Annotated in this window: 24 protein-coding genes, 1 tRNA gene and 1 pseudogene; 4 read left to right on the top strand and 22 right to left on the bottom strand. The window is 36.6% G+C overall.

Annotated features, from left to right (window positions below):
* Positions 1–15 precede the first annotated feature (15 nt).
* From KQI21_RS10450 to aroD, 4 genes are all read right to left on the bottom strand, one after another.
* Complete coding sequence (locus KQI21_RS10450) at positions 16–1,545, bottom strand: solute symporter family protein (protein ID WP_216484112.1); 1,530 nt, start codon at positions 1,543–1,545, stop codon at positions 16–18.
* Positions 1,542–1,904, bottom strand: a complete 363-nt coding sequence (locus KQI21_RS10445; RefSeq protein WP_216484111.1) for a DUF485 domain-containing protein — start codon at positions 1,902–1,904, stop codon at positions 1,542–1,544. The genes KQI21_RS10450 and KQI21_RS10445 overlap by 4 nt, the downstream gene beginning before the upstream one ends.
* Positions 1,905–2,599: 695 nt before the next feature.
* Positions 2,600–3,376 (bottom strand): 3-hydroxybutyrate dehydrogenase, encoded by a 777-nt coding sequence (locus KQI21_RS10440; protein WP_216484110.1) that lies wholly within the window; start codon positions 3,374–3,376, stop codon positions 2,600–2,602.
* Positions 3,377–3,481: 105 nt separating this feature from the next.
* Positions 3,482–4,246 (bottom strand): type I 3-dehydroquinate dehydratase, encoded by a 765-nt coding sequence (gene aroD / locus KQI21_RS10435; protein WP_216484109.1) that lies wholly within the window; start codon positions 4,244–4,246, stop codon positions 3,482–3,484.
* A 248-nt stretch (positions 4,247–4,494) separates the two neighbouring features.
* Between aroD and KQI21_RS10430 the strand changes: the two genes are divergently transcribed.
* Positions 4,495–5,058: a shikimate kinase gene (locus tag KQI21_RS10430; protein ID WP_216484108.1), complete on the top strand. Its 564-nt coding sequence runs from the start codon at positions 4,495–4,497 to the stop codon at positions 5,056–5,058.
* 88 nt (positions 5,059–5,146) lie between these two features.
* Positions 5,147–5,227, top strand: a pseudogene (locus KQI21_RS10425) (multicopper oxidase domain-containing protein); the annotation flags it as partial.
* 242 nt (positions 5,228–5,469) lie between these two features.
* Here the strand turns inward: KQI21_RS10425 and KQI21_RS10420 are convergent.
* From KQI21_RS10420 to KQI21_RS10410, 3 genes are all read right to left on the bottom strand, one after another.
* A complete protein-coding gene (locus KQI21_RS10420; RefSeq protein ID WP_216484107.1) occupies positions 5,470–5,793 on the bottom strand; it encodes a YolD-like family protein in 324 nt (107 codons plus the stop codon).
* Positions 5,786–6,001 (bottom strand): hypothetical protein, encoded by a 216-nt coding sequence (locus KQI21_RS10415; RefSeq protein ID WP_216484106.1) that lies wholly within the window; start codon positions 5,999–6,001, stop codon positions 5,786–5,788. Before KQI21_RS10415 ends, KQI21_RS10420 begins: the two co-directional genes overlap by 8 nt.
* Positions 6,002–6,292: 291 nt before the next feature.
* Positions 6,293–6,526 (bottom strand): atypical membrane-integrating protein (Mistic protein), encoded by a 234-nt coding sequence (locus KQI21_RS10410; protein ID WP_216484105.1) that lies wholly within the window; start codon positions 6,524–6,526, stop codon positions 6,293–6,295.
* A 225-nt stretch (positions 6,527–6,751) separates the two neighbouring features.
* Here KQI21_RS10410 and KQI21_RS10405 point away from each other — a divergent pair, with 225 nt between their 5' ends.
* Complete coding sequence (locus KQI21_RS10405; protein WP_216484104.1) at positions 6,752–7,885, top strand: zinc-dependent alcohol dehydrogenase; 1,134 nt, start codon at positions 6,752–6,754, stop codon at positions 7,883–7,885.
* A gap of 243 nt (positions 7,886–8,128) precedes the next feature.
* Here the strand turns inward: KQI21_RS10405 and KQI21_RS10400 are convergent.
* Positions 8,129–8,201, bottom strand: a tRNA-Arg gene (locus tag KQI21_RS10400).
* A 219-nt stretch (positions 8,202–8,420) separates the two neighbouring features.
* On the opposite strand from KQI21_RS10400, the gene clpP reads away from it, so the two are divergent.
* Positions 8,421–9,008, top strand: coding sequence for an ATP-dependent Clp endopeptidase proteolytic subunit ClpP (clpP, locus tag KQI21_RS10395; protein ID WP_216484103.1), 588 nt, complete (start codon positions 8,421–8,423; stop codon positions 9,006–9,008).
* A 44-nt stretch (positions 9,009–9,052) separates the two neighbouring features.
* Here the strand turns inward: clpP and KQI21_RS10390 are convergent, their stop codons facing one another.
* The 14 genes from KQI21_RS10390 to hprK all read right to left on the bottom strand — a co-directional run bounded on the left by KQI21_RS10390 (position 9,053) and on the right by hprK (position 24,082).
* Positions 9,053–9,307 carry an HPr family phosphocarrier protein gene (locus KQI21_RS10390; RefSeq protein WP_216484102.1) on the bottom strand — a complete coding sequence of 85 codons (255 nt, stop codon included), beginning with the start codon at positions 9,305–9,307 and terminating at the stop codon, positions 9,053–9,055.
* A gap of 218 nt (positions 9,308–9,525) precedes the next feature.
* Positions 9,526–10,470 carry a DNA-binding protein WhiA gene (whiA, locus tag KQI21_RS10385; protein WP_216484101.1) on the bottom strand — a complete coding sequence of 315 codons (945 nt, stop codon included), beginning with the start codon at positions 10,468–10,470 and terminating at the stop codon, positions 9,526–9,528.
* Positions 10,471–10,500: 30 nt separating this feature from the next.
* A complete protein-coding gene (mgfK, locus tag KQI21_RS10380; RefSeq protein WP_216484100.1) occupies positions 10,501–11,463 on the bottom strand; it encodes a gluconeogenesis morphogenetic factor MgfK in 963 nt (320 codons plus the stop codon).
* Positions 11,460–12,347, bottom strand: coding sequence for an RNase adapter RapZ (gene rapZ, locus KQI21_RS10375; protein ID WP_216484099.1), 888 nt, complete (start codon positions 12,345–12,347; stop codon positions 11,460–11,462). The genes mgfK and rapZ overlap by 4 nt, the downstream gene beginning before the upstream one ends.
* Before the next feature lie 1,013 nt (positions 12,348–13,360).
* Positions 13,361–13,819, bottom strand: a complete 459-nt coding sequence (locus tag KQI21_RS10370) for an 8-oxo-dGTP diphosphatase (protein ID WP_216484098.1) — start codon at positions 13,817–13,819, stop codon at positions 13,361–13,363.
* A gap of 797 nt (positions 13,820–14,616) precedes the next feature.
* Positions 14,617–15,594: a thioredoxin-disulfide reductase gene (gene trxB / locus KQI21_RS10365; protein ID WP_309245546.1), complete on the bottom strand. Its 978-nt coding sequence runs from the start codon at positions 15,592–15,594 to the stop codon at positions 14,617–14,619.
* Positions 15,595–15,653: 59 nt separating this feature from the next.
* Complete coding sequence (locus tag KQI21_RS10360) at positions 15,654–16,655, bottom strand: tetratricopeptide repeat protein (protein ID WP_216484096.1); 1,002 nt, start codon at positions 16,653–16,655, stop codon at positions 15,654–15,656.
* 617 nt (positions 16,656–17,272) lie between these two features.
* Positions 17,273–18,946, bottom strand: a complete 1,674-nt coding sequence (locus tag KQI21_RS10355; protein WP_216484095.1) for a glycerol-3-phosphate dehydrogenase/oxidase — start codon at positions 18,944–18,946, stop codon at positions 17,273–17,275.
* Positions 18,947–19,589: 643 nt separating this feature from the next.
* Entirely contained in the window at positions 19,590–20,129 is a 540-nt protein-coding gene (locus tag KQI21_RS10350) for a glycerol-3-phosphate responsive antiterminator (RefSeq protein WP_216484094.1), read from the bottom strand.
* An 8-nt stretch (positions 20,130–20,137) separates the two neighbouring features.
* On the bottom strand, positions 20,138–20,647 hold the full coding sequence (locus KQI21_RS10345) for an acyltransferase (RefSeq protein ID WP_216484093.1): 510 nt from the start codon (positions 20,645–20,647) through the stop codon (positions 20,138–20,140).
* Positions 20,648–20,650: 3 nt separating this feature from the next.
* On the bottom strand, positions 20,651–21,286 hold the full coding sequence (gene ppaX, locus KQI21_RS10340) for a pyrophosphatase PpaX (RefSeq protein WP_216484092.1): 636 nt from the start codon (positions 21,284–21,286) through the stop codon (positions 20,651–20,653).
* On the bottom strand, positions 21,261–22,223 hold the full coding sequence (locus KQI21_RS10335) for a nucleoside recognition domain-containing protein (RefSeq protein WP_216484091.1): 963 nt from the start codon (positions 22,221–22,223) through the stop codon (positions 21,261–21,263). The genes ppaX and KQI21_RS10335 overlap by 26 nt, the downstream gene beginning before the upstream one ends.
* A 30-nt stretch (positions 22,224–22,253) precedes the next feature.
* Positions 22,254–23,135, bottom strand: a complete 882-nt coding sequence (gene lgt, locus KQI21_RS10330; RefSeq protein ID WP_216484090.1) for a prolipoprotein diacylglyceryl transferase — start codon at positions 23,133–23,135, stop codon at positions 22,254–22,256.
* Positions 23,132–24,082, bottom strand: a complete 951-nt coding sequence (gene hprK, locus KQI21_RS10325) for an HPr(Ser) kinase/phosphatase (protein WP_216484089.1) — start codon at positions 24,080–24,082, stop codon at positions 23,132–23,134. The genes lgt and hprK overlap by 4 nt, the downstream gene beginning before the upstream one ends.
* Positions 24,083–24,167: the final 85 nt, after the last annotated feature.

Raw genomic sequence — 24,167 nt, 5'->3', positions numbered from 1 at the left:
TCTGCTAAGAGTAATTTATTCTCGGTATCCTGTATTTGCTTTTACTTGAACTTCTGCAAATTGGCGTACATCTTTTTCTTTGGACAATAGCGTCCCTAGATACCCCCCTAAAAATCCTAACGGTACGGAAATAATTGCTGGGTTCGTTAATGGAAATATCGGAGCACCAACAAAAATTGCTTTACCGTCCACTGGTGAAAACACATTTGGGCTGATGGATACTAAAATTAACGATGAAAGTAGTCCAAAAGCCATAGCTGTTACTGCTCCAGTTGTATTAAAGCGCTTCCAATAAATAGTATACAAAATAACTGGTAAGTTGGCACTTGCAGCCACACAAAACGCTAACGAAACAAGAAAAGCAACATTCATCGTTTGGGCGAATAGTGCTAGTATGATGGAAAATATCGAAACTCCTAAGGAAGCATAACGAGCGGCAAGCATTTGCTCTCTATCAGTAGCCTTTCCTTTTCTAATAATTTGTCCGTAAATATCATGTGCGAAAGCTGAAGCTCCAGATAAAACCAATCCGGCAACGACAGCCAGGATGGTGGCAAATGCGACGGCGGATACAAAAGACATTAAGAAATTACCTCCTAACGCTTCTGCTAATAGGGGTGCTGCCATATTACCTGCTGGATTAGAAGCTACGATTGTTTCTTCACCAACAAAAGCTGCTGCGCCAAAGCCCAGAAATATGGTAAGTATATAAAAAATACCTACTATCCATGTAGCAGTGACTACAGAACTTCTAGCTGTCTTTGCATTTTTTACCGTAAAAAAACGCATTAAAATATGTGGCAGTCCGGCGGTTCCCAATACTAAAGCTAACATTAGCGAAATGGTATCCAGTGGTACCGTATACTGTAAACCTGGTTTTAAATAATTCTCTCCATGACTTGTAATCGTTCGCATTTCACTAAACATAGCCAACATATTAAAATTGAATTTTGCCATTACCATAACGGCGATAACAACTGTACCTGCCATTAGTAATACTGCCTTAATGATCTGTACCCAGCTTGTAGCTGTCATTCCTCCAAACAGAACATAAATTGTCATCATCACCCCAACAATTAAAACAGCAATCCAATAATCAATATGAAATAATAATTGAATAAGTGCGCCTGCCCCTACCAATTGTGCAATCATATAAAAAATAACAATGGTAATGGAACTGATCGCTGCCATCCCTCGTACTTTTCTTGCATCAAAACGAGCACTAATCATATCTGCCAACGTATACTTACCTAGATTTCGTAAAGGCTCTGCTACAAGGAACATAACTACTAAATAAGCAATTAAGAAACCAATGCTGTAAAAGAAACCATCAAAACCATATAGAGCAATCGCTCCTGCAATCCCTAAAAATGAAGCAGCTGATAAGTAATCGCCAGCAATAGCGAGTCCATTTTGCCAGCCGGTTAGCCCTCCGCCAGCAGTATAAAAATCACCAGTTGTTTGTGTCCGCTTGGCAGCATAATAAGTAATTACCAGAGTTGCAATAACAATTGCTACAAATAATGTAATCACGGTTGCATTCATTTATTTTCACCACCTAACTGTTTATCGATGATATCCTCTGCTTCTTTATCAAATTGTACTGATTTTTTCACATAAATAATACTGATCCCCCAAGTCATAACAAACTGTGCAAAAGCAAACAGCCATGCCCAAGAAATATCACCAATTGCTGGCTTGTTTAAAAATGTAGCATAAGAAGTAAAAATAGGAAGCATGAAGTAAAACACCATAAAGAAAATAGTTAACGGGACAATGAAACGTTTTCGTTTTGCAAGTAATTCTTGAAATGACTTGCTATTAGCTACTTTTTCATAATCTGGCTTACCTGCCTGAAGCTCTTGTTTAACATTCCCTCTTTTATAGCTACTTTGAACATTCAAATAAAATCAACTCCTTTTTTGTAATTTATCGTAAACCAATTTTTAATAATTTTCAATATAAATTTGAGAATATTAATTTATTTATTAATATTCTCAAATTTAATCCCGAAAAACTACTTAAACTTCTTTCTTCCATTTCTCATATAACAGGGGCACCTAAATGCCCGATTCGTTCAACTAACATTCCGTGTAAAAAGAGCTCCACGGAATAAAGTTTCACTTTATCTTAACTAACGATTATCTCTTTTCGGTTTATTATATATTGAAATAAAATTTTCTCCCACTTAGACCCTTTTGTATCAACTCGAGGCTCTTGAAGTGGGAGTCTTACGGCACCTAACATGCGGGATAAAGTGAAACTTCATTCTGCAGGTCTTTTCTCCTCAGGAAAGAAAGAGGCTTAGTGGATAAGTCTTAAAGATCAGGAGACTGCCGAGAGTTGCGCTTATCTTAATACGAACAAATCCTGTCATTTTGCCGACTTTTGGAACAACCTATAATATAAAGAATGTTTATATGGACCCTGACGAAATTTCTGCATTAGTAGGATGAAATTGCTAAGAAAAATAATCCATATATTGGAAACCACCCATGTTTATATGCTGCTTAGAAATAAACGAAATAATTATAAGTATTTCGATCACAAAATTATGTTTCGCTTGTAAACTTACTGCTACATTTTTACTGCATATAAGTTATTGTGCAGTATATCCACCATCAATTAGAACAGCTTGTCCAGTAACGCCCTTTGCTTTATCACTAGCTAAAAAGATAGTGTAATCAGCGATTTCCTGTATTGTTAATAGTCGCTTCTGTGGGACGAATGGATAAATGACCTCTTCAAGCACTTTTTCCAAAGGCACATTTCGATTTCTTGCTAAATCCTCCATCTGATTCCGAACTAGTGGCGTATCCACATATCCAGGACAAACCGCGTTTACCGTGATACCATATGCTGCTCCTTCTAGCGCTGCTACTTTTGTTAAGCCGATTAACCCATGTTTGGCGCTATTATACGCTGCTTTACCGGCAAAACCAATGACCCCATTGATGGAGGACATATTAATGATTCTTCCTACTCCTTGTTGTTTCATTATTGGAAATGCATGTTTGATAGCTACAAACGGAGCAACAAGCATGATTTTTGTCATTAATTCAAATTTTTCAGTAGGAAACTCTTCAATCGAAGCTACATGCTGTATACCAGCATTATTAATTAACACATCAAGTTTTCCGTAGTACGTAACGGTTTGTTCTAGCGCCCCCTTTAATTGTGTTTCATCTGTTACATCACATGGAATTCCTAAACAATCATAACCTTTTTCCTTCCAGCTTTCAGCAACTTCTTGTACCCCAGCTTCATCTACATCCGTAAATACAACAGAAGCTTTTTGTCTTAAAAATTCCACACCGATTCCGTAACCGATCCCACTTGCAGCTCCAGTTATGAGGACAACCTTTTTTGCTACCAATTTTATTCCCCCTATGATCTTTCATTTTCTCACAATCATGTAGAAAGTTCTCGCTATTCTTTTCCTACTTAAGCTAAGCAAAAATATATTGGATATGTAAATACTTTACGCTTGTAAATACATATGAATTTTTTTAAGTATGTATTTAAGTTCCGCTGCCGTGATCTGTCCTGGAGCTGAAGCTTGTTTTCCAGAACCAAACGAGGCAGCGGATCCTACAAATTCGCCGGCAATTCTGCTTAATACACCTAATGGACCCATGGCAATGGTTATAAATGGTTGCGTAGCATGTGATGTTTTCATCATTTCTGCAACCGTTAATAACCGTAGTACATCGCCCATGTTATTGGGCATCACTGCAAGTTTTGTAATATCTGCCCCAGCATTTTGCATTGCTAATAAACGAGATAGCATCTCATCTGTAGAAGGAGTTGTTTTAAAATCATGGTTGGATAAAAGTACAGAAATATGCTGCTGTTTTGCTTTTTGAACCAATGTGTGTACGTTGCCTCCTGTAAATAATTCAATGTCAATAAGATCAATATTGTTGGATTCGATAACCTTCTGTAATAGTTTATCGTAAAATTCTAACGTTGTTTTTTTTTCGCCTCCCTCTTTAAACGAGCGAAATGTAAAAAGCAATGGAACTTCTTCAAGTAATGGCTTTATTTCTGAAAGCACGTGAAGCACCGCATGAATACTATTGCCTTCGTTAAGTGCATCAACCCGCCACTCAATGATATCGGGTTGTTCCTGTTTTACGGTAGCTATTTCCAATTTTAATTCCTCGAGCGTTGTTCCCATTAATGGAATGATTACTTTAGGAATACCTTTACCAATAGGTACACCATTTACTGTAACAACGTTCAAATTTATCTCCACCTTTTTCATATTAACTACTTATTATAAATGCTATAAGAAATGTTGCCAACATAGAATTTTAGAAAAACTTAGCTTGTCGCCAAGCCTTTAGCGAAAGCTGTAGTTTTTCTTATACTATAAACCCTAAAGTTTTATACTTTCCTATAGTAGAACGAAAGCTTAATATTTAATGTGCAAGTAATAAGAATATCACTTATAATGAGTAAAAAATGCAGTTAAATAGAAAGAGGTTACCTATGTGCACGAAAGAAACACCCTTAAGACAAAAAAGTATTGTATTAATTGGCTTTATGGGAGTCGGTAAGACTTCGATTGGAAAAGCAGTAGCTGCTAAGCTATATCGTGATTTTATAGATGTAGATCAAGTCATTGAAGAAGCTTTCGGCATGTCCACCGTAGATATTTTTGCAACCTATGGAGAAGATAAATTCAGAAAAAAGGAAAAAGAAATTATATATGACTTATGCATGCAAAAACTTAAAATTATTTCCTTGGGTGGCGGTGCTTTTCTACAAAAAGAAATAAGAGACATTTGCTTGAAAGAATGTATCGTTTTTTATTTAGATCTATCATGGGAGTCGTGGAAAGATCGAATTAGCTTATTAATCGATAGCAGACCGGTTCTGCAAGGAAAAAGCTTAGAAGAGATAAAACAGCTGTTCAATGAAAGAAAAGCTATCTATCAAGAACATCATTCCGCTGTAAAAACAGATGCGTTTATGGTAGAAGATGCCGCAGAATACATTGTTAATGCATTGAAAACAGCATGGGATATTTACGAACCCCAAGCAAAATCATAAAAGCTTTCATGGTTGTTTTAATATAATTAGAGATTACCGTTCGAGGTTGTGTGATACCCCCTTAAGGTAGACAGATTAAAAAATAAAAGAGGTAGCATTTCTTGCGGATAATCCTGGAAATTGGCTATTTCATTGTCATGACCTGCACCATGCCTCAAATGGAATGGTAGCCTCGTAAAATACAATAACTTTGTTTTATAAGGATACTGGTAAAGTAGACAATCTGCGGAATAAAGGAAGCTTCATTCCGTAGGGGACTCCTCTTCCCCTGCGGAATGTTTTTTTATAAAACAATTCATCTGTATATTTTTACAGCTTTCATTTTTCCGTTTAAATCTCTCCACTGTACCTATCATTGAACCGACTACATGAACATACAATCTCTAAACTTTTTACAATCAAATACCGATTTTAATCAATCCATACATCTAAAACATGCTGGCGTTTAATTTTAATATCTGTATCCAAATATAGCATGTCTTTCGTAATGTATTTCAGTTTTCCTTTACTTGTTAAATAGTCACGTCCATTATAATGTTTAACTTCAACGGTAAGATTGTTGCAAATAGCTAATTGCAGTTGAGCATCCATCTCTACCAACTTTTGTTCATCCAGCAAAGGCATATTTTTTTTCTCTAATTTTTCCCACATTTTCGTTAATAGCTCTGCATGCTCTGGCAGCATCATCGCTGTCCACTTGATAGAGCCACGATCATTTACTCGCACTTTATGCACTTTCCTTTCTCTTAAATCGTCCACAGGAGAGAATATTGCTATAATTAAATCGTCGAACTTGTTTTCGATAGAAACAATACGCTAATATTGAGTTTTCACCTATATCAATCACTCGTATTAGCCGTTGTGTAACTTGACCATTATTATCCATATAAAATAGTACAAGTTTTTGCTTACTTACCATCGACCAATGAAGAATCCCTTTCATGAATATAGCCTCCTCTAAGAACGTTTGTTCTCATTATACCACAAAAAACACGAACATAGGTGCGTTTTTTACTGGGAATTTCTGCATGTTTCCACTTGTTCTTATACAAATTAGTCGTTTTAGCACGAAAAAATCAAAAGCCGCTTGAGGCATAGGCTTATTACTATCATAAGAAAAACATAAAATTTTTGCGCAGAAGTTATCACGACTTAGCGAAAATCTTTATGTCAAAAGTATAAGTATAACTAGGTAGTCGACTGCGCTAAAGTTTATCACCAGTCTTCTTTAAGGTTATTGATCTTTTTGATGAGTTAGATCTAACCAAGACAATAATTCTCGGATAACGATGTTAATTTTTTCATCGATGACATCATTCCCATAAGCTTGTTTGGCTTGCTCAATCTGCTGCAGAACATCATTGCTAAATTGAATAACCGGTACATCTGCTTCCAAATTATTATATAGTTCAATAAAGGTATCTAGTGCTTTATCAAATTGTTTACTTTCTATCTCCGTTGCTTTCATAATTATCACCCATATTAGGTTACCCAAAACAATATAAAAAATAGCTAATGTGGGACTTCATCCCGCGGAAGTACTTATTTTTGGAAAATTAGTACCACTTCAAGTTTTTACTGAGAATTAATCTCCCCTCATTCCATCTGACATTTCTAACATCAATAAAGGCTACATTTTTTTAATTATTCATTCCATACTAAACACGATGAATAGTCAGTTTGGAGGAAAAAAATGAAAGCAGTTACGTACCAAGGAAAGCAAAAAATAGTTGTTAAGTCGATTGAATTCCCGAAGCTTCAGGATAGTGAAGATATTATTGTAAAAATTTCTTCTACAGCAATATGTGGCTCCGATCTTCATTTATATCAAGGGCATTTCCCATTGCCAATTGATTATGTCATTGGTCATGAACCGATGGGGATTGTTGAAGAAGTTGGTAAAGACGTCACAAAGGTTAAAAAGGGAGATCGTGTTGTTATCCCCTTCACCGTCGCTTGTGGCAGCTGTCAATATTGTAATCAGCATTTGGAAAGCCAATGTGATAATTCTAATCCACATTACGACGCAGGAGGTTTCTTTGGCTACTCGGAAAAGCTCGGTAATTATCCAGGAGGCCAAGCCGAATATTTAAGAGTTCCTTTTGGTAACTATACACCATTTTTAATTCCGGAAGACTGTGAGCTAGAGGATGAAAAGCTATTATTTTTATCTGATGTATTACCAACCGCCTACTGGAGTGTGGAACATGCTAACGTCAAGCCGAAAGATACTGTTATTGTATTAGGCTGTGGGCCAGTAGGAATCATGGTACAACAATTTGCATGGAATAAAGGTGCTGAGCGAGTAATTGCAGTAGACTACTGGGATTATCGTTTAAATCATGCCAAAAAAATAACCGGTAGCGAAATCTACAATTTTACGAAAGATAGTGATATGGGAGAAACATTAAAAGAAATTACGAAAGGCGGAGCTGATGTTGTGATTGATTGTGTTGGAATGGATGGCAAAAAATCGCCTTTAGAATATGTCGGCCAAAAGCTGAGACTGCAAGGCGGACCGCTTGGAGCTATCCAAATAGCTACAAAAGCAGTGCGAAAAGCAGGAACCGTTCAACTTACAGGAGTGTATGGCGGATTATACAATATGTTTCCTCTTGGAGCATTTTTTGCTCGAAATGTAACCTTAAAAATGGGGCAAGCACCAGCAAGAGCATACATGAAAAAACTATATGATCAAATCGTACAAGAACGAATTGATCCAACATCTATTATTACCCATTCCCTCCCTTTAGCAGCAGCTGCCAAAGGGTATGATTTATTTAATGACCGAAAGGATGATTGTATTAAAGTAATTCTAAAGCCATAAACAAAAACTTCTTCCACCAATAGTTGTATAAATACAATGAAGAATGCTTAGCCAGGAGTAGACGTTTTTTATTTTTAAAAATTACAGGAGAGACTGAATTTTTTTAATACACCATCCACATACGAACGTAAAAAACGCTTCTTTAATTACATGGATGTAATTAAAGAAGCGTTTTTTGTTTCTGTGTCTTTTTCGATAACTTTCCGGTTGAATTAACAGTATCCTACTGCATGATATATTAAGCACGCCCGGAGGGATTCGAACCCCCGACTCACGGTACCGGAAACCGTTGCTCTATCCCCTGAGCTACGGGCGCAAGTATTATATTCTAATGAAGACACATAGAATATTATAACCCTTATTTTCCTGTTAGACAAGCCCTTTTTTCATTTTTATGTTTATTTTTATGGGAAATGGAAATGAATGTAAGTGTATTTTTCATCTTATCGAATGTTTTTGTTTGACCTTTTTTGACCTATTAGTTATGATAATTATATCCAATTGATGGATATTTGAATAGATGAGGAGGATTTTTATGAATTTAATACCGACAGTTATAGAACAAACAAATCGCGGTGAACGCGCCTATGACATTTATTCACGTTTATTAAAGGACCGTATTATTATGCTTGGTAGTGCCATTGACGATAATGTAGCAAACTCTATTGTAGCACAACTATTATTCTTAGAAGCAGAAGATCCGGAAAAAGATATTTCCCTATATATTAATTCACCAGGTGGATCGATTACAGCTGGAATGGCTATTTATGATACGATGCAATTTATCAAGTCAGACGTATCAACCATCTGCACAGGCATGGCTGCTTCGATGGGAGCGTTTTTACTCACTGCTGGAGCAAAAGGGAAACGCTATGCATTACCAAATAGTGAGGTAATGATTCATCAGCCGCTTGGTGGTACACAAGGTCAAGCAACGGACATTGAAATTCATGCACGCAGAATTTTGCAAATGAAAGAAAAAATCAATGAAATTCTTGCTGATCGGACTGGACAACCGCTAGAAGTCATTGAACGTGATACAGATCGTGATAACTTTATGACTGCCCAAAAAGCTGCCGAATACGGTTTAATTGATAAAGTATTAGAACGTAAACCTGAATAAAAATAAATAATTGCCCTTTTCAAATGATCGAAAAGGGCAATTATTTATTTTTTGGAAACGAAATCCGTTAATTGAGTAATCGCTTTTTCTTCATCCGCTCCGTCTGCAATGATAGTGATTTCTTCACCAGCAGTTATAGCTATACTCATCAGTCCCATAATACTCTTCGCATTCACTTTTTTCCCATTTTTTTCAATAAACACATGAGAAACATACTGGTTTGCTTCTTGGACAAATTCAGCAGCAGGCCTTGCTTGCAATCCTGTCGGCAATTCTACCTTAATCAGTCTCTCAATCAACTCTCTCATCCCTCCTCATAAGCGAAAGCGTTCTCATAATTATCGTATTATATTATAAATGAAGCAAAGTTCGTTTAGCAAATAGGTTATTATTTGAAGGGAACCGTCATAAACGGCTCCTTCGTCAAAACTCATATTTTTTTATACGTTTTATATCAAACGAATTCATTGCTCATCATGTAGCTGTATTATATCATGGTTTTCTTTACAAGCAAAGCTTAGGTAAACAGTTCTCCCTTTTTAATTCTTTCTGCGTATTCATCGATTTTCTTTAAGCGGTGATTAACACCAGATTTAGATATTTTACCGCTTTCTAATAACTCACCGAGTTCTTTTAAAGATACATCCTGATGCTGAATGCGAAGGACAGCAATTTCTCTTAGTTTCTCTGGCAATTGATCAAGCCCAATGGTCCGATCAATTAATTGAATGTTCTCAATTTGTCTAAATGCCGCACCGATTGTCTTATTTAAATTAGCTGTTTCGCAATTAACAATCCGATTTACAGAGTTTCTCATATCACGCAAAATACGAACGTCTTCAAATTTGAACAGAGCATTATATGCACCAACAATACTAAGAAATTCTGTAATCTTTTCTGCTTCTTTGATGTAAACGATATAACCATTCTTTCGTTCCAGTTTACGTGCATGCAGTCCAAAATCATTAATCAGTTCGCATAACGCATCATTATGTTCTCCATAGAAATTAAAAATTTCTAAATGGTAAGAAGATGTTTCCGGATTATTAATGGAACCCCCAGCCAAAAATGCACCTCGTAAATAAGCTCTTTTACAGCAAGTGTTCTTTAGAAACTCATTAGAAATAGTTCGCGTGAAACTCAGAGGCTCTTGTAAAATGTGTAAATCCAGCAACAAGGAACGAACATCCTCTTTAAGGCGAACAATATAAACATTATTCTTTTTTAACTTCATTTTCTTTCTCACTAACAGTTCTACACGGACATCATAGGCCGCTTTAATCAACATATAAATGCGTCTGGCAATAGCAGCATTTTCTGTTTGTACATCTAATGTGTACTTATGCTTTGATAAAGAAACGGCCCCATTCATACGGACCAGTGCAGCTAATTCAGCATATTTACAGCACTCATCTATCTCTATCGTTGTTAATTCTTTTTTTATCTCCGAAGCAAAGGACATGTTATCCCCCCCTTCATGTGCTTAAACAGCTTAATTCTCTTTTAAAATAGAATACAATAACGCTGCTACTTTATGATTATCATGTCTTAACGCGGATTGTGATGGATCAATAATATCGCCTTCAATAATTCTCAGGCCCATCTCTAATAAACGTTCTGTATCATAAATAACTGGCTCTGCGTTTTCTTCTGCATATATCGCTCGAATTGTTTTTTCTATTGGTTCATTATGTACCACTATGGAATCCACACTATTTTCTCCAATATGATCACAGATAGCTTGCACATGATCTGCAGCAGTATAGCCTGTTGTTTCTCCAGCCTGTGTCATCACATTACATACATAAACTACTTTCCCATTTGTTTCACGGATTGCCTCTGCTATTTGCGGCATGATAATGGTTGGCATAATACTTGTATATAGACTTCCGGGTGCAATTACAATAATATCCGCTTTTTTTAAAGCGTTAACAGCATTTGGTAATGGATGAACAGGCTGCGGGCTTAAAAATACACGCTTGATTCTCTTATTAGCTAAAGGAATATTAGACTCTCCTGACACGATCGTACCGTCTTCCATTTCTGCATGGAGCGACATACTATCATTAGATATGGGATAAATTTTTCCTTTCACATTTAAAACACGGGAAATTTCTCTTATACCCTTATTAAAATCTCCGGCAATGGAAGTCATCGCCGCTAATAATAAATTCCCCAGGGAATGACCAGATAATCCATTTCCTACATTAAAACGATGCTGAAATAATTCAATTAGTATTGGCTCAGCATCAGACAAAGCAGCTATCACATTACGGATATCCCCTGGTGCAGGTATATCCATTTCATCACGCAGTCTTCCTGTGCTTCCTCCATCATCTGCAACTGTAACAAGAGCAGTCAATTGAATGGGGAGATTTTTCAAACCGCGTAGTAAAACAGGCATCCCTGTTCCACCGCCAACAACGACTACTCGTGGAAGTTTTTCTGGATTCATTTATGATGTCCCTTTCTTTTGTCAATATCACGATGTGTAACATGAGTAATATAGCCTTTACTCAATTCCTTTGCAAAATATTCAGTAAGTGCAACAGATCGATGTTGTCCACCTGTACAACCAATAGCGACGACTAATTGTGACTTCCCTTCTTTTTTATACTGCGGAAGCATGAATTGAAGTAAATCAAGTACTTTGGAATTAAATTTTTGCGTATCCGTCCAGCGAAATACATAAGAAGCAACGTCTTTGTTCAAACCTGTTAAAGGCTGTAAATTAGTAACATAATGAGGATTTGGTAGAAAACGAACATCAAATACTAAATCAGCATCTATCGGTAAACCATACTTAAAACCAAAAGAAACAAAATGAATAGAAAAGACTTCCTGTTCTTCTTCAGAATAAGCATGCACAATCTTTTCGCGGAGCTCTTTTGGTTTAAGGTTAGTTGTATCAATTATTCGCTGTGCTCTTCCTCTTAACTCATCTAAAATTTCCCGTTCTTTACGAATACCATTTAAAGGAAGTCCTCCTACTGCTAATGGATGGGAACGCCTTGTTTCCTTATACCGGCTTACAAGTTTTTCATCCTTAGCATCTAAAAAGAGAATATGCTCATCAAGCCAGTCTTCAACTACCAACACATCCAATGCCTCAAATAAAGAATCAAAAAATTCACGAGCACGTAAATCCATTACAAGTGCAACCTTTTGAATATTATTTGTAGAATCCTTCATTAGTTCAATAAATTTAGGTAACAATGTAGGAGGAAGATTGTCCACACAGTAATAACCTAAATCTTCAAAACTTTGCACAGCAACTGTTTTACCAGCTCCTGACATCCCTGTTATAATAACTAATTTTGTTTCTTGTTTTCCACTCATTTACTCTATCTCCCTCTTTAGTCTGGATCTAGTTGAATTAACATTAATCAGCTTAACTTATACCATTTTAAATGGTACGTCTTTGCTAGTCACCTCATTAAGATAGGATAAGACAAAGACACCTTGTTTTCATCAACTACTTCTTAAAATGGATACATGGTTTCCTTTTCTGTATAAATTGTCAATATGCTAATATTTATCCCGCATGTAAGTCTACAACTTAGAGAAAACGGAAAAGTTTAAATTGTAGAAACGGCACCTAAATGCCTGATTCGTTTAAGGGCCTTTAGGTCATACCCTTGCGGTACTAACATTCAAGGAGAAAAGCACTCCTTGAATGAAGTTTCACTTTATCCCGCTTGTAAGGTGCCGTAAGACTATCGCTCAAGAGTTGCAGGGATATGAAGAAGTCTAAAGGGAGAAAACGGCACCTGAATGCCTGATTCGTTTGGATCCACAGGACAGAGAAGCTTCTTAAATAAACATCACACGCAGAAAAAGTGCTTTTCTTTTTCAAGGACAAGGAAAAATTTCGGCAGCAAATACACCGTACGAAGAAAAAGCGTACTTCTTTTTCAAGGACAGAGTTGCTACGGTAGCAATACACCGCACGAAGAAAAAAAGCGTTTTTCTTTTTCAAGAATGTTACGATTTTAGGGTTTGTTCTACTTCTTATCGAGTAGAGGATACAAGGAAACCACTCACTGAATGAAGTTTCACTTTATCCCGCATGTAAGGTGCCGTAAGACTACAACTTAGTAAAAACGAAAAGTTTAAATTGTAGAAACGGCACCTAAATGCCCGATTCGTTTAGCTAACATTCAAGAAGAAAAGCACTCCTTGAATGAAGTTTCACTTTATCCCGCATGTAAGGATCCGTATTTTTCTCATCGCAAAAATGGGCTTATGATGTTGCGAACATGATGAGAAAAACGGATCCTAAATCCCCGATTCGTTCAACTAACATTCAAGGAGAAAAACACTCCTTGAATGAAGTTTCACTTTATAACAAATTACAATGGGTCAATACGATAACTGATTAATTCGTCCGCTTTTGTATAATTAAATGTTCCAGTTACTATATGATCACTATTGAATATAGACTGATATATCATTCGATCTCCTTCAGCCATCGGTAAATTCTTTATTTCTTTAATATCTACCCATTCCAGTTCACCTTCCCTGCAAAATTCAACAAGCTTTCCACTGTATTTACGGCAGATGAATGTGTACATCATCCATTCTCGTTTAGACTCATCTTCATCTAACACTGTAAATGTAAACACTCCAGCCAATCTTGGATCATGAAGTTGCAATCCCGTTTCCTCTTTATATTCTCTAATTACAGATTCACGAATGGTTTCGCCAAATTCCATCTTTCCTCCGGGAATTGCATACCATCCATGCTTGGGCTTTTTTAAAACTAATAGTTGATTTTGATCTATTACTATGCAGTTTGTAACCTGCTGCATTCCAATCACCTCTAAATTCACAACAATGGAACTATCTATCCATACCAATTTATATTATACTAGTTTCAACTATAAAAGGAAACTTACGTAACTACAAATGGTGATAACCCCTAACATCATATATGGTAATAATGTTATATTTAAAGTCTGTGCTTAAAAAAGAATAAAGTGAAACTTCATTCAGTAGGAGTTTTCTTCCATCTCCTACTGAATGTTAGTACCGTAAGGGTATGACCTAAAAGCCCTTGAACGAATCGGGCATTTAGGTGCCGTCTTCTCCCACTTAGACCCTTTTGTATCAACTCAGGTTTTGAAGTGGGAGTCTTACGGCACCTTACATACGGGATAAAATAAAACTTCATTCATGTTAATAATTGGAATTTCCCATATCTATAGTCGTATCATTTCTTAAAGGATTTAAAAGTTTGGCTAGTGAGACGACATCCTGTTACACATATATATTTTAAAAACGTTTACGGTGTCTAAAATTTAATCCATCCTAATATACGAAAAAACTCGAAGTATCTTTTTTAACTGGCATTTTGAATAACGGAAAAAAGCGAAGGTAGCGCTTAGATGATGCTACTTTTCAAAAAAAGTTATCAACAAGGTAGAAACGGATATAATTTCCTAGAAAACAAAAAAAGCACAGGTATATATACTACCTGCGCCAAATAACTAATCTATCTATTAAAAGGGGGTCAATTAGTTAGTTTATATTATACCCCACGATTATTTCGCACATATTACAGCGCGGTTAAAAAGCAATTACTCATGGTAAATTTTTCTTAAAGTTTTTAGGAATTGGCTGCTTTCATTTCTTCCTTCACATCTTCAACATACTTAATCGCTGATTCTGCTGCTATACTTCCATCACCAGTTGCTGTAACAATTTGTCGTAATGTTTTTTCACGAATATCGCCAGCAGCAAAAATGCCTGGTATTGTGGTTTCCATATTTTCATTTGTTGGGATATATCCATCCTCATTGGTAATGCCTAGAGATTTAAAAGGCTCACTCAATGGAACCATACCAATATATACAAATACACCGTCGATATTGTGATCATATACATTACCCGTTTTTTTATTTTTTAACGTTACGCTACCGACTTTTCCATCATGTTCATTGATTTTTTCAACTACTGTATCCCAAATAAATTCGATCTTCTCATTATCAAATGCGCGATCCTGTAAAATACGTTGTGCTCTTAATTCATCACGGCGATGAACAATGGTCACTTTATTAGCAAATCGAGTTAAATATAAACCTTCTTCAACCGCAGAGTCACCTCCACCCACCACGATCAAGTTTTTCCCTTTAAAGAACGCACCATCACAAACAGCACAATAGGATACGCCACGCCCGCCTAATTCTTCTTCACCTGGAATGCCTAGCTTTTTATATTGGGCACCAGTCGTAATAATTACGGACCTTGTATTGTATTCCTTATCTCCAGCTATAATCGTTTTATAATCGCCATGATCAATGACTTCTTTAATATCACCATAAGCGTATTCAGCACCAAATTTTTTAGCGTGTTCAAACATTTTATTTGATAACTCCGGACCAAGGATATGTTCATATCCAGGATAATTTTCAACATCTTCCGTATTGGCCATTTGTCCTCCTGGAATACCACGTTCAATCATCAATGTTTCTAAATTAGCCCGAGAAGCATAAACAGCAGCTGTCATACCGGCCGGACCAGCGCCTGCAATAATAACATCATACATTTTGTGATCGGACATTTTTTTCGCCCCTTTTCTCCTTATAATTCAGCCATATTTAGCTTAATAAACGTAAGACTTTTCGTCTAATATTATGCTCACACTTACTTTTTTTCTTCCCAGGGCATTATTTCACTTAATAAATTTGGATGTCTTTTGCATCCTTCCTGCCAAATAGAAGCGGCTTTTGTTCGTTCTCCAGAGCGATATGCGGTTAAAGCATACCAACGAAAATAAGAAGGATGTCCCATTACTTTCCCTTTAGCCAGGGATTGAAATCTTATCAGTGCTTCAGCATGATTATTTGTTCGGGAAAGCGTTACCGCGATACGTAATTTTTGCTGTTCATGAATTGGGTATACGTTTAGTAATGCCTGAATATGCAAATGATATTCTTCATTCATTTTTAATTCATAATAAAATAATGCTAAATTCAGATGGCAAGATAAAGAATTAGGATTTTCATATAATTCTTTTAGCTCCATCTCTAGTGCTTTTGTTTTATAACCAGAAAAAAACAGGGCTTGGGTATAGTCATGGATTGTATTAGGATGCTCTGGAAATAAAAAGAGCATCTCTTCTAAGACGGGAATTGCTTTTTCCCACTCTTCATATTCCATATGATAAAAAACGGTTTCCTGATAAATCAGCAGTTCATCTTCGTCTTCCAAATCCCAATCCTCATCATCTTCTTCAATGTCAATTAATGCTAATAAATGCATGACTTCAGCTTTAAAGTCTCCATTTGGTTCCTTTTCTAAATAAAGATCAGCAAATTTTTTTGCATCATTCAACAAACCAAGATGTGCATAATTATTGGCGAGCAAATAATAACAGTCGACATATTCCGATGTCTGCAACACATTTGTCAACACTTCATTTGCTGCATGGTATGCTCCAATTTCTGTATAGATAATAGATAACTGACATTTATATAAAGCTTCATTTGGTTTTTGCTCAATTGCTTTTTTTAACCATTTTATAGCGACATCAAATTTTCTTTTTTGAAAAGCTTCTATACCTTTTGTGAAGTAAAAATCACCTTCAGGAATAAAAGGGAGAACGTTATTTTGTTTTTCGTTTGATTTATTTGTAACTTGTGACATATATATCCCCCTCGTCTATAAACATACGAACAAAGTATACCATATTTGCCATCGGTTTTATACAGGCCTAAATATATACCATTATGACACTAATCGTAATCAATAAGGAAATCTGTCCAGGCTTGAACCATGGATATAGGAACTTGCTTTTATATTATACGTAAAGAATTTTCACTCCATGGAATTAACTTCTATAAAGTGAAACTTCATTCAGTAGGAGTTTTCTTCCAACTTCCTACTGAATGTTAGTACCTAGAAGGATATGACCTAAAGGCCCTTGAACGAATCGGGCATTTAGGTGCCGTTTTCTCCTGCTTAGATCCTTTTATACCAACTCAGGCTCTTGAAGTGGGAGTCTTACGGCACCTTACATGCAGGATAAAAATTTAAACAATATAGTTACATTGTGTCGTTTTAACTTCAGTGCTAAAAATTTTATCCACGGTGATATAAAGGAATCGATGTTGACTTATCGTAATAAGAAGATTAAAGTTTGCTACAGCTTAAGCAATTGAGTTAGACACGGAGCTACCTTCAAAAATATATTGTAAAGATGGATATCATTTCCTATATATTAAAAAACTGGAAATCCATAAAGGATCTCCAGTTCATTGAGGTTAATTTTCTTCCGTTTGTGGGTGAACAGCTTCATGCAACTCTTGTGTTAATTCTTCCACATATGCTTGCTTTTGTTCCTCAGACCAATTTAAAGTTTTTGCCATATACTCTACCACTTTTACTTGGTGGGAACGAACCCATTCAATTTCAAAGAATAAGGCTCCTGTACGTCTAACAAAAAAGTCAACCGGTTTATAGGCAGCTTCATATTCTAGGGCATATAATAATTCTACAAATACTAGCAAATCAATTTCTGCTTGCTTTGCTTCTTCTTGTTTCGTTCGATAAAGCTCCATAATAACTTCAAAATTAGCTCCATATCGTTGGATTAAGCGACGTGCAGCTGACTCTTCCATACCTTCTACCACTGCTTCTTGTATTTTTCTTTCCATAAATCTCGTAAAGCCTTCGGAACCGCCAACTTCTCCACCTGAAATTGGCAGATTAACCGTATCCGACCTCGAATAGAGAATTCCCTTTTCTTGTTTTAATTGCTTTGTAACCGTATCAACTGCCTCCTCAGCCATTTTACGATAGCCTGTTAGCTTGCCGCCTGCCATGGAAATTAAACCAGAATCAGAGATAAAAATCTCATCCTTCCGGGAAATTTCACTTGGATTGTCTGCCCCTTCTTCTGCAATTAATGGACGTAAACCAGCCCAGCTTGATTCCACATGATCAGCACGAATATTTAATGTAGGAAACATATAATGAATAGCCTGTAGAATATAATCACGATCTGCTACCGTCATTTTAGGATTGGCTATATCACCACGATAAGTCGTATCTGTCGTTCCAACATAGGTAACATCTTCTCTAGGTATCGCAAAGATCATACGACCATCCGGTGCATCAAAATAAATTGCCTGTTGTAATGGAAAGACCTGTTTGGAAAACACAAGATGTACACCTTTTGTTAAATGTAACGCTTTTCCCTTTCTCGATCCGTCAATCTCTCTTAATCCGTCAACCCATGGACCACCCGCATTAATAATCTTTTTTGCATATACCTTGTATTGTCGTCTATAAATTTGGTCTTCAATTACTGCACCAATTATTCGTTTATTATCATCGTAAAGAAATTCGATTACTTTAGCATAGTTTACAGCGATTACGCCTTTTTGTACAGCCTTTTTTAGTACCTCGATCGTTAGTCGAGCGTCATCTGTCTTATATTCCACATAGTATCCTGCTCCCTTTAAGCCTTCTTTTTTAATTAAAGGCTCCTTTGCCAGTGCTTCCTCCGGGTTTAACATTTTACGCCGCTCTGATTTTTTTACCCCTGCAAGCATGTCGTAAACTCTTAATCCTATATTTGTAGTAAACGGACCAAATGTACCCCCTTTATGGAAAGGAAGCATCATCCATTCTGGTGTAGTTACATGGGGCCCATTTTCATATACGATTGCTCGTTCATGCCCAACTTCTGCAACCATTTTTACTTCAAATTGTTTGAGATAGCGAAGCCCACCATGTACTAATTTTGTCGATCTGCTTGATGTTCCAGCTGCAAAATCCTGCATCTCGACTAATGCCGTATTTAATCCTCTTGTCACTGCATCTAAAGCAATTCCTGAACCAGTAATGCCACCTCCAATAACTAACAGATCTAACTTTGCCTCTTGCATTTTTTTTAATCGTTCTTCTCGTCGATAACTAGAAAAAGTATTCATCACTAACTCACTCCCATAATTATATTTACCCTTTTTTGTAGCAAGCCATATATCAGTATGGACGAAATATTGGTTTTAACAAGGATGTATTGAAAACTTGACTAGTAACAAGTTTATGACGCAGATAATTGACCAGTTGCACTTTTACCTTAGAACCTTGTAGCCTAATCGGTTTCTGTCTAACCCTTTATCTTCTCTTAATGGCAAAAATAAAACCGCAAAACAAACTAATATGTAATATATTAGTCGCTTTGCGGTTTCTCCAATTCTCCGTCCAAATATTAACTTACTGTAAGTATAACATAATTACTCTTGATCAACAATGGTTTGCCTGTTTGAATCTGTACGTATTTACGGGAGCTACTCTCACCTTGTGATTTTCTTGCTTTTATCCCGAATGTAAGGTACCGTAAACTAGCAAATGCTTATTTTAAGTTCGTATTCCTTACTACCAGGATGCTTCCTTTCCCGTCCGACAAATTAATGATATATATTATACATGAGAACTCCTCTTATAGTTTTCTCTTAAAAACTATTCTATCAAAGGCGAGAATCCTCTTTATTAGAATGTTGCATTTATCTCCCCGTAAACACTTTACTCATATCCAGTTTTTATCCTATTTTGAAAGATATTATCGCATTTTCACCAAAGATCGGTGTTCGATGTTGATACACCAAAAGCTCCTGCTTCTAATGCCTGTTGCACTTGATCATCTGTCTTAATAAGGCCTCCTGCAATAACTGGCAAGCCGGTTTCCTCGGATAAATATTGAATCATGGTTGGAATGATTCCTGGCAACACTTCAATACAATGCGGCCGTACACTTTTAATTAGCTTAATATTCTGTTCTAAAGCTAAACTGTCCAGTAAAAAAACACGTTGAATCGCCAACATACCATGTTTTTTAGCCATTTTGATCACATTCGCTCTTGTCGATAGGATCCCATTCGGTTTTATTTCACGAAGAACGTATTCCATTCCGTAATCATCTGATTTTAATCCTTGTATTAAATCAAAATGAACTAAAATGTTTTTATTCGCTCGTTTAGAGTAAGTAACTAAATTTTTAATTTGTGACAAACGTGTCTCTAAAATAACAATGGTTGGATATGAGGTTTCTAATGCTCTGTCAAAATCCTTCAGTTTGCGGATCGCTGGTAAAATACCTGTTGGTACATGCAAGCTATCACCTACTCTCCATTACGTACTTCCATTTCTTCTTTTGTATAAATAATGTGCATCGGATTTCCACCTACAAAAGTACCGGCAGGAACGTCCTTATGCACTAATGTGCCTGCAGAAACAACTGCTCTATCACCAATTGTCACGCCAGGCAAAATCGTTGTATTAGCACCGATCATTACTTCGTTGCCAATGGTTACTTCACCGATTCGGTATTCTTTAATTAAATATTCATGCGCCAATATCGTTGTATTATATCCAATCACGCTGTTATCCCCAACTTTAATTTTTTCAGGAAACATAATATCTGGCATTACCATTAAAGCAAAAGCCGTATGTTTTCCGACTTCCATTGACAACAGCTTACGATAAAGCCAGTTTTTCATTGGTAAAAACGGCGTGTATCTGGCAACTTGGATGACAACAAAGTTTTTCATCACTTTCCAAAATGATACCGTATCATAAATTTGCCATAACGCATTTGTATGTTTCACAGGATAACGTTTTGTTTTTCGCATTATTTACACTCCTGTAATAGATAAAAGATCACGCATATCCTCCAGCATATAGGTTGGATTGTATTGCATTAATCGCTTCTTTCCTTTATACGACCATGCTACTGCAGCCGTTTTAACACTGGCATTGTGCCCTGATTGTATATCATGGGAATTATCACCGACCATTAAAGTGGATGTTGTATCAGCATTTAATTCAGCCATTGCTTTTAGCACAGGTTCTGCATCTGGTTTCGGCTTGTTAACATCATCCAAGGTAATCACTGTATCAAAGTAATCACCGATTTGAGTAATCGCCAGCCCCTTAGCTACCGCCTGGCGCATTTTAGTTGTCACGACTCCTAGCTTAATATCCTTTGCTTTTAGCTGTTGTAATGTTTCTTCTACATATGGAAATACCTTTACATAATGATCGTGCTCGTTCATATTATGTGTCCGGTAGGTTTCTACCATACGCTGTGCTTTTTCTGGGTTAATGCTGCGAAACGTATCAAACAGGGGTGGACCATTAAATTCAATAATTTCCTGTCTTGAAAACTGATAATTATAATGTTCAAATGTATGCAAAAACGAAGCAATGATCAATTCATTTGTATCGATTAATGTACCATCTAAGTCAAAAAGTATTGTACGAATGCTCATTTGTTGCTGGTTCCTTTCTTCTGTTCTTATCTACTCGTTTCCAAATAAAAGCAACAATCATTGTTAATAAAATGGCTGTTACTAACCGAATAACTAATAATGGCCATACAGGAATCCCTAATGGAATAAATACTAGCGTATCCTCCACCACTGCGTGACAGGAGACTAGAAAGATAAGTGCAAGCATCATGTCCTTCTTCTCTACTTCATCTTCTTTGACAGCCTGAATCATCACGCCAGCGCCATAAGCTAGCCCAATCGTAAGTCCTGCTACCATTGTCATCGATGTATTTTCTTTCATTCCTAGGGCTTTTGTAAATGGTGCAAATATTTGAGAAAGCTTTGTAAGCCAACCCATTTCCCGTAGAAATTGCATAATGATCATTAACGGAATAACGATTAATGCTAATTGTGCAATAGCTACAACTGCCGTTTGTAAACCATGTATAACAATTTCAAACCAGCCATTCAAGCTTGGTTCTGTATTGGAAATAAACCCGTATACAGCTTGCTCCGAACCACCATTCCAAATAAGATTAATAACAATTGCAGAGATTAATGCTAAACCAACTCGAATGCCTGCAATTAACCACCAGCTAACTCCAACCCTGGAAGCAACGGCTGATTCAATAAATAAATTATGGCTAAATGATAGCATAATCGCCATAATAAATACTTCTTTCACTGTAAAATCAAAGGAAACAATTGCAGCGATCCCGGCATATAAGTTTAAGGAATTTCCCAAAACTAAAGGAACTGCAGCCTCACCGGAAAGTCCGATCAACCCCATCAGTGGTGTGAATTGCTTTATCACCCAAGGAAGAATTGGTGTGAATTGTAAAATAGTTACAATTAAAGTAATCGGGAAGATCACTTTTCCTAATGTCCAAGTTGTATGTAAGCCTTGCTGTACCCCCCGTAGAAAAATACTTTTCATTCCTGTATCCCCCTCTTTCGTATGCACTGCTTATTTCTTTTTTTTGTTTTTCCTTTTTTTCTTTGCTCCGGTTCCTGATGACTTTTTAGCTTGTTCTGCTATATCCAAATAACGTACATGCTCGGTTTTTCGCCGATAAACAATCAATATCACAGCAATAACAATAATAACTATTGAAATTACTTGTGCCTGACGAAGAGAACCTAATACGTAGAGGCTGTCCGTTCGCATTCCTTCTATGAAAAAGCGACCAATGGAATAAGTAATTGCATAGCTAAGGAAAATTTCTCCTCTGATCGGGTTATATCTTCGTAATAGTAAAAGAAAAGCAAATACAAGTAAATTCCAGACCGATTCATACAAAAAGGTAGGGTGATACATGATGCCATCAATACACATTTGATTCATAATAAAATCAGGCAAATACTGATGGAAACTCTCATACGTTGCTTCCGAGATTGGCCCTCCATGTGCTTCCTGGTTCATAAAATTTCCCCAACGGCCAATTGCCTGCCCTAAGATAATGCTTGGCGCTGCGATATCAACAAGTTGCCAAAAAGAAACTTTTTTAACCCGGGCATAGACAATCGCTGTTAGAACCGAACCGATAAGCGCTCCATGAATTGCAATTCCGCCTTTCCATGTGGCAAAAATATCTATCCATGAACTACCTACATATCGATCCCATTCAAAAATAACATAGTAAATTCTAGCCGAAATAATTGCAATCGGAATCGCAAAAACGACTAAATCAACCATAATATCTTTCTTCATGCCTAAGCGATTCGCTTCTCGATTAGCTAAAATCAACCCTAAAAATGCACCAGCAGCGATAATCACTCCGTACCAATATATCGGCAGAGGGCCAATTTGCAAAAATACCCTATCTAGTGCGGGTGCTGAACAACTCATAAGTCCCCTCCTTGACTATATTCGCCACTTTCTTGATCAATCATATTTGTGAGACGTTCTGAAAACTCTTCTGCCGCATTTACACCCATACGCTTTAGTCGGAAGTTCATGGCAGCAACTTCAATAATAACGGCTAAGTTTCGCCCTGGACGTACTGGGATTGTTGCTATTGGTAATTCAACATCCATGATCTTCATTTTATCTTCATCCAAACCTAGCCTATCGTATTGTTTATGTTCATCCCAATTTTCTAAATTAATAATTAAGGATATCTTTTTATAATTGCGTACTGATCCTGCTCCAAATAAAGTCATTACATTAATAATGCCAAGTCCGCGGATTTCTAAGAGATGTTCAATTAATGGAGGCGGGTTTCCAATTAAACTGTCGTAATCCTCTTGTCGGATTTCCACACTATCATCTGCAACCAGCCGATGTCCTCGTTTGACCAACTCTAATGCTGTTTCACTTTTTCCAACACCGCTTTGACCTGTTATGAGAACACCTACTCCATAGACATCGACAAGCACACCATGTATTGCTGTAAATGGAGCAAATTTAGCTTCCAGAAAGTTCGTTAACCTGCTAATAACACGGGTCGTCTTCCGAGGGGAGTGAAGGATAGGCACACCTGACTCATTAGCCGCATCAATGAATACCTGAGGGATTTCCATATTCCTAGTCACAACTATTCCGGGAGTAATATCCGTGCATAGTTTAGTAACGCGATCTAACTTTTCATCATCGCTTAACTCTAAAAAGTAAGCCATTTCTGTTCTGCCTATTAACTGTAACCTTTCTTTTGGGTAATATTTAAAGTATCCAGTCATTTCAATGCCTGGTCGGGAGATATCTCCGGTAGTAATTTCTCTATAAAGTCCATCTTTCCCTGCTACAAGAGTTAGATTAAAGTTTTCCAATAAATCCTTTGTACGAACAGTTGCCATTTATTTATCCTCCTTGTACAAAACATCTTGATGTTTCGACTTATTACAAAAATATCGTCCTACAGTAAAGTAATGAATGTTCCAG

This window comes from Virgibacillus proomii, from assembly GCF_018916875.1.
Classification (GTDB): domain Bacteria; phylum Bacillota; class Bacilli; order Bacillales; family Amphibacillaceae; genus Virgibacillus; species Virgibacillus proomii_B.
The sequence above is the reverse complement of the archived record's forward strand: the minus strand, read 5'-3'. Positions and strand labels throughout refer to the sequence as shown.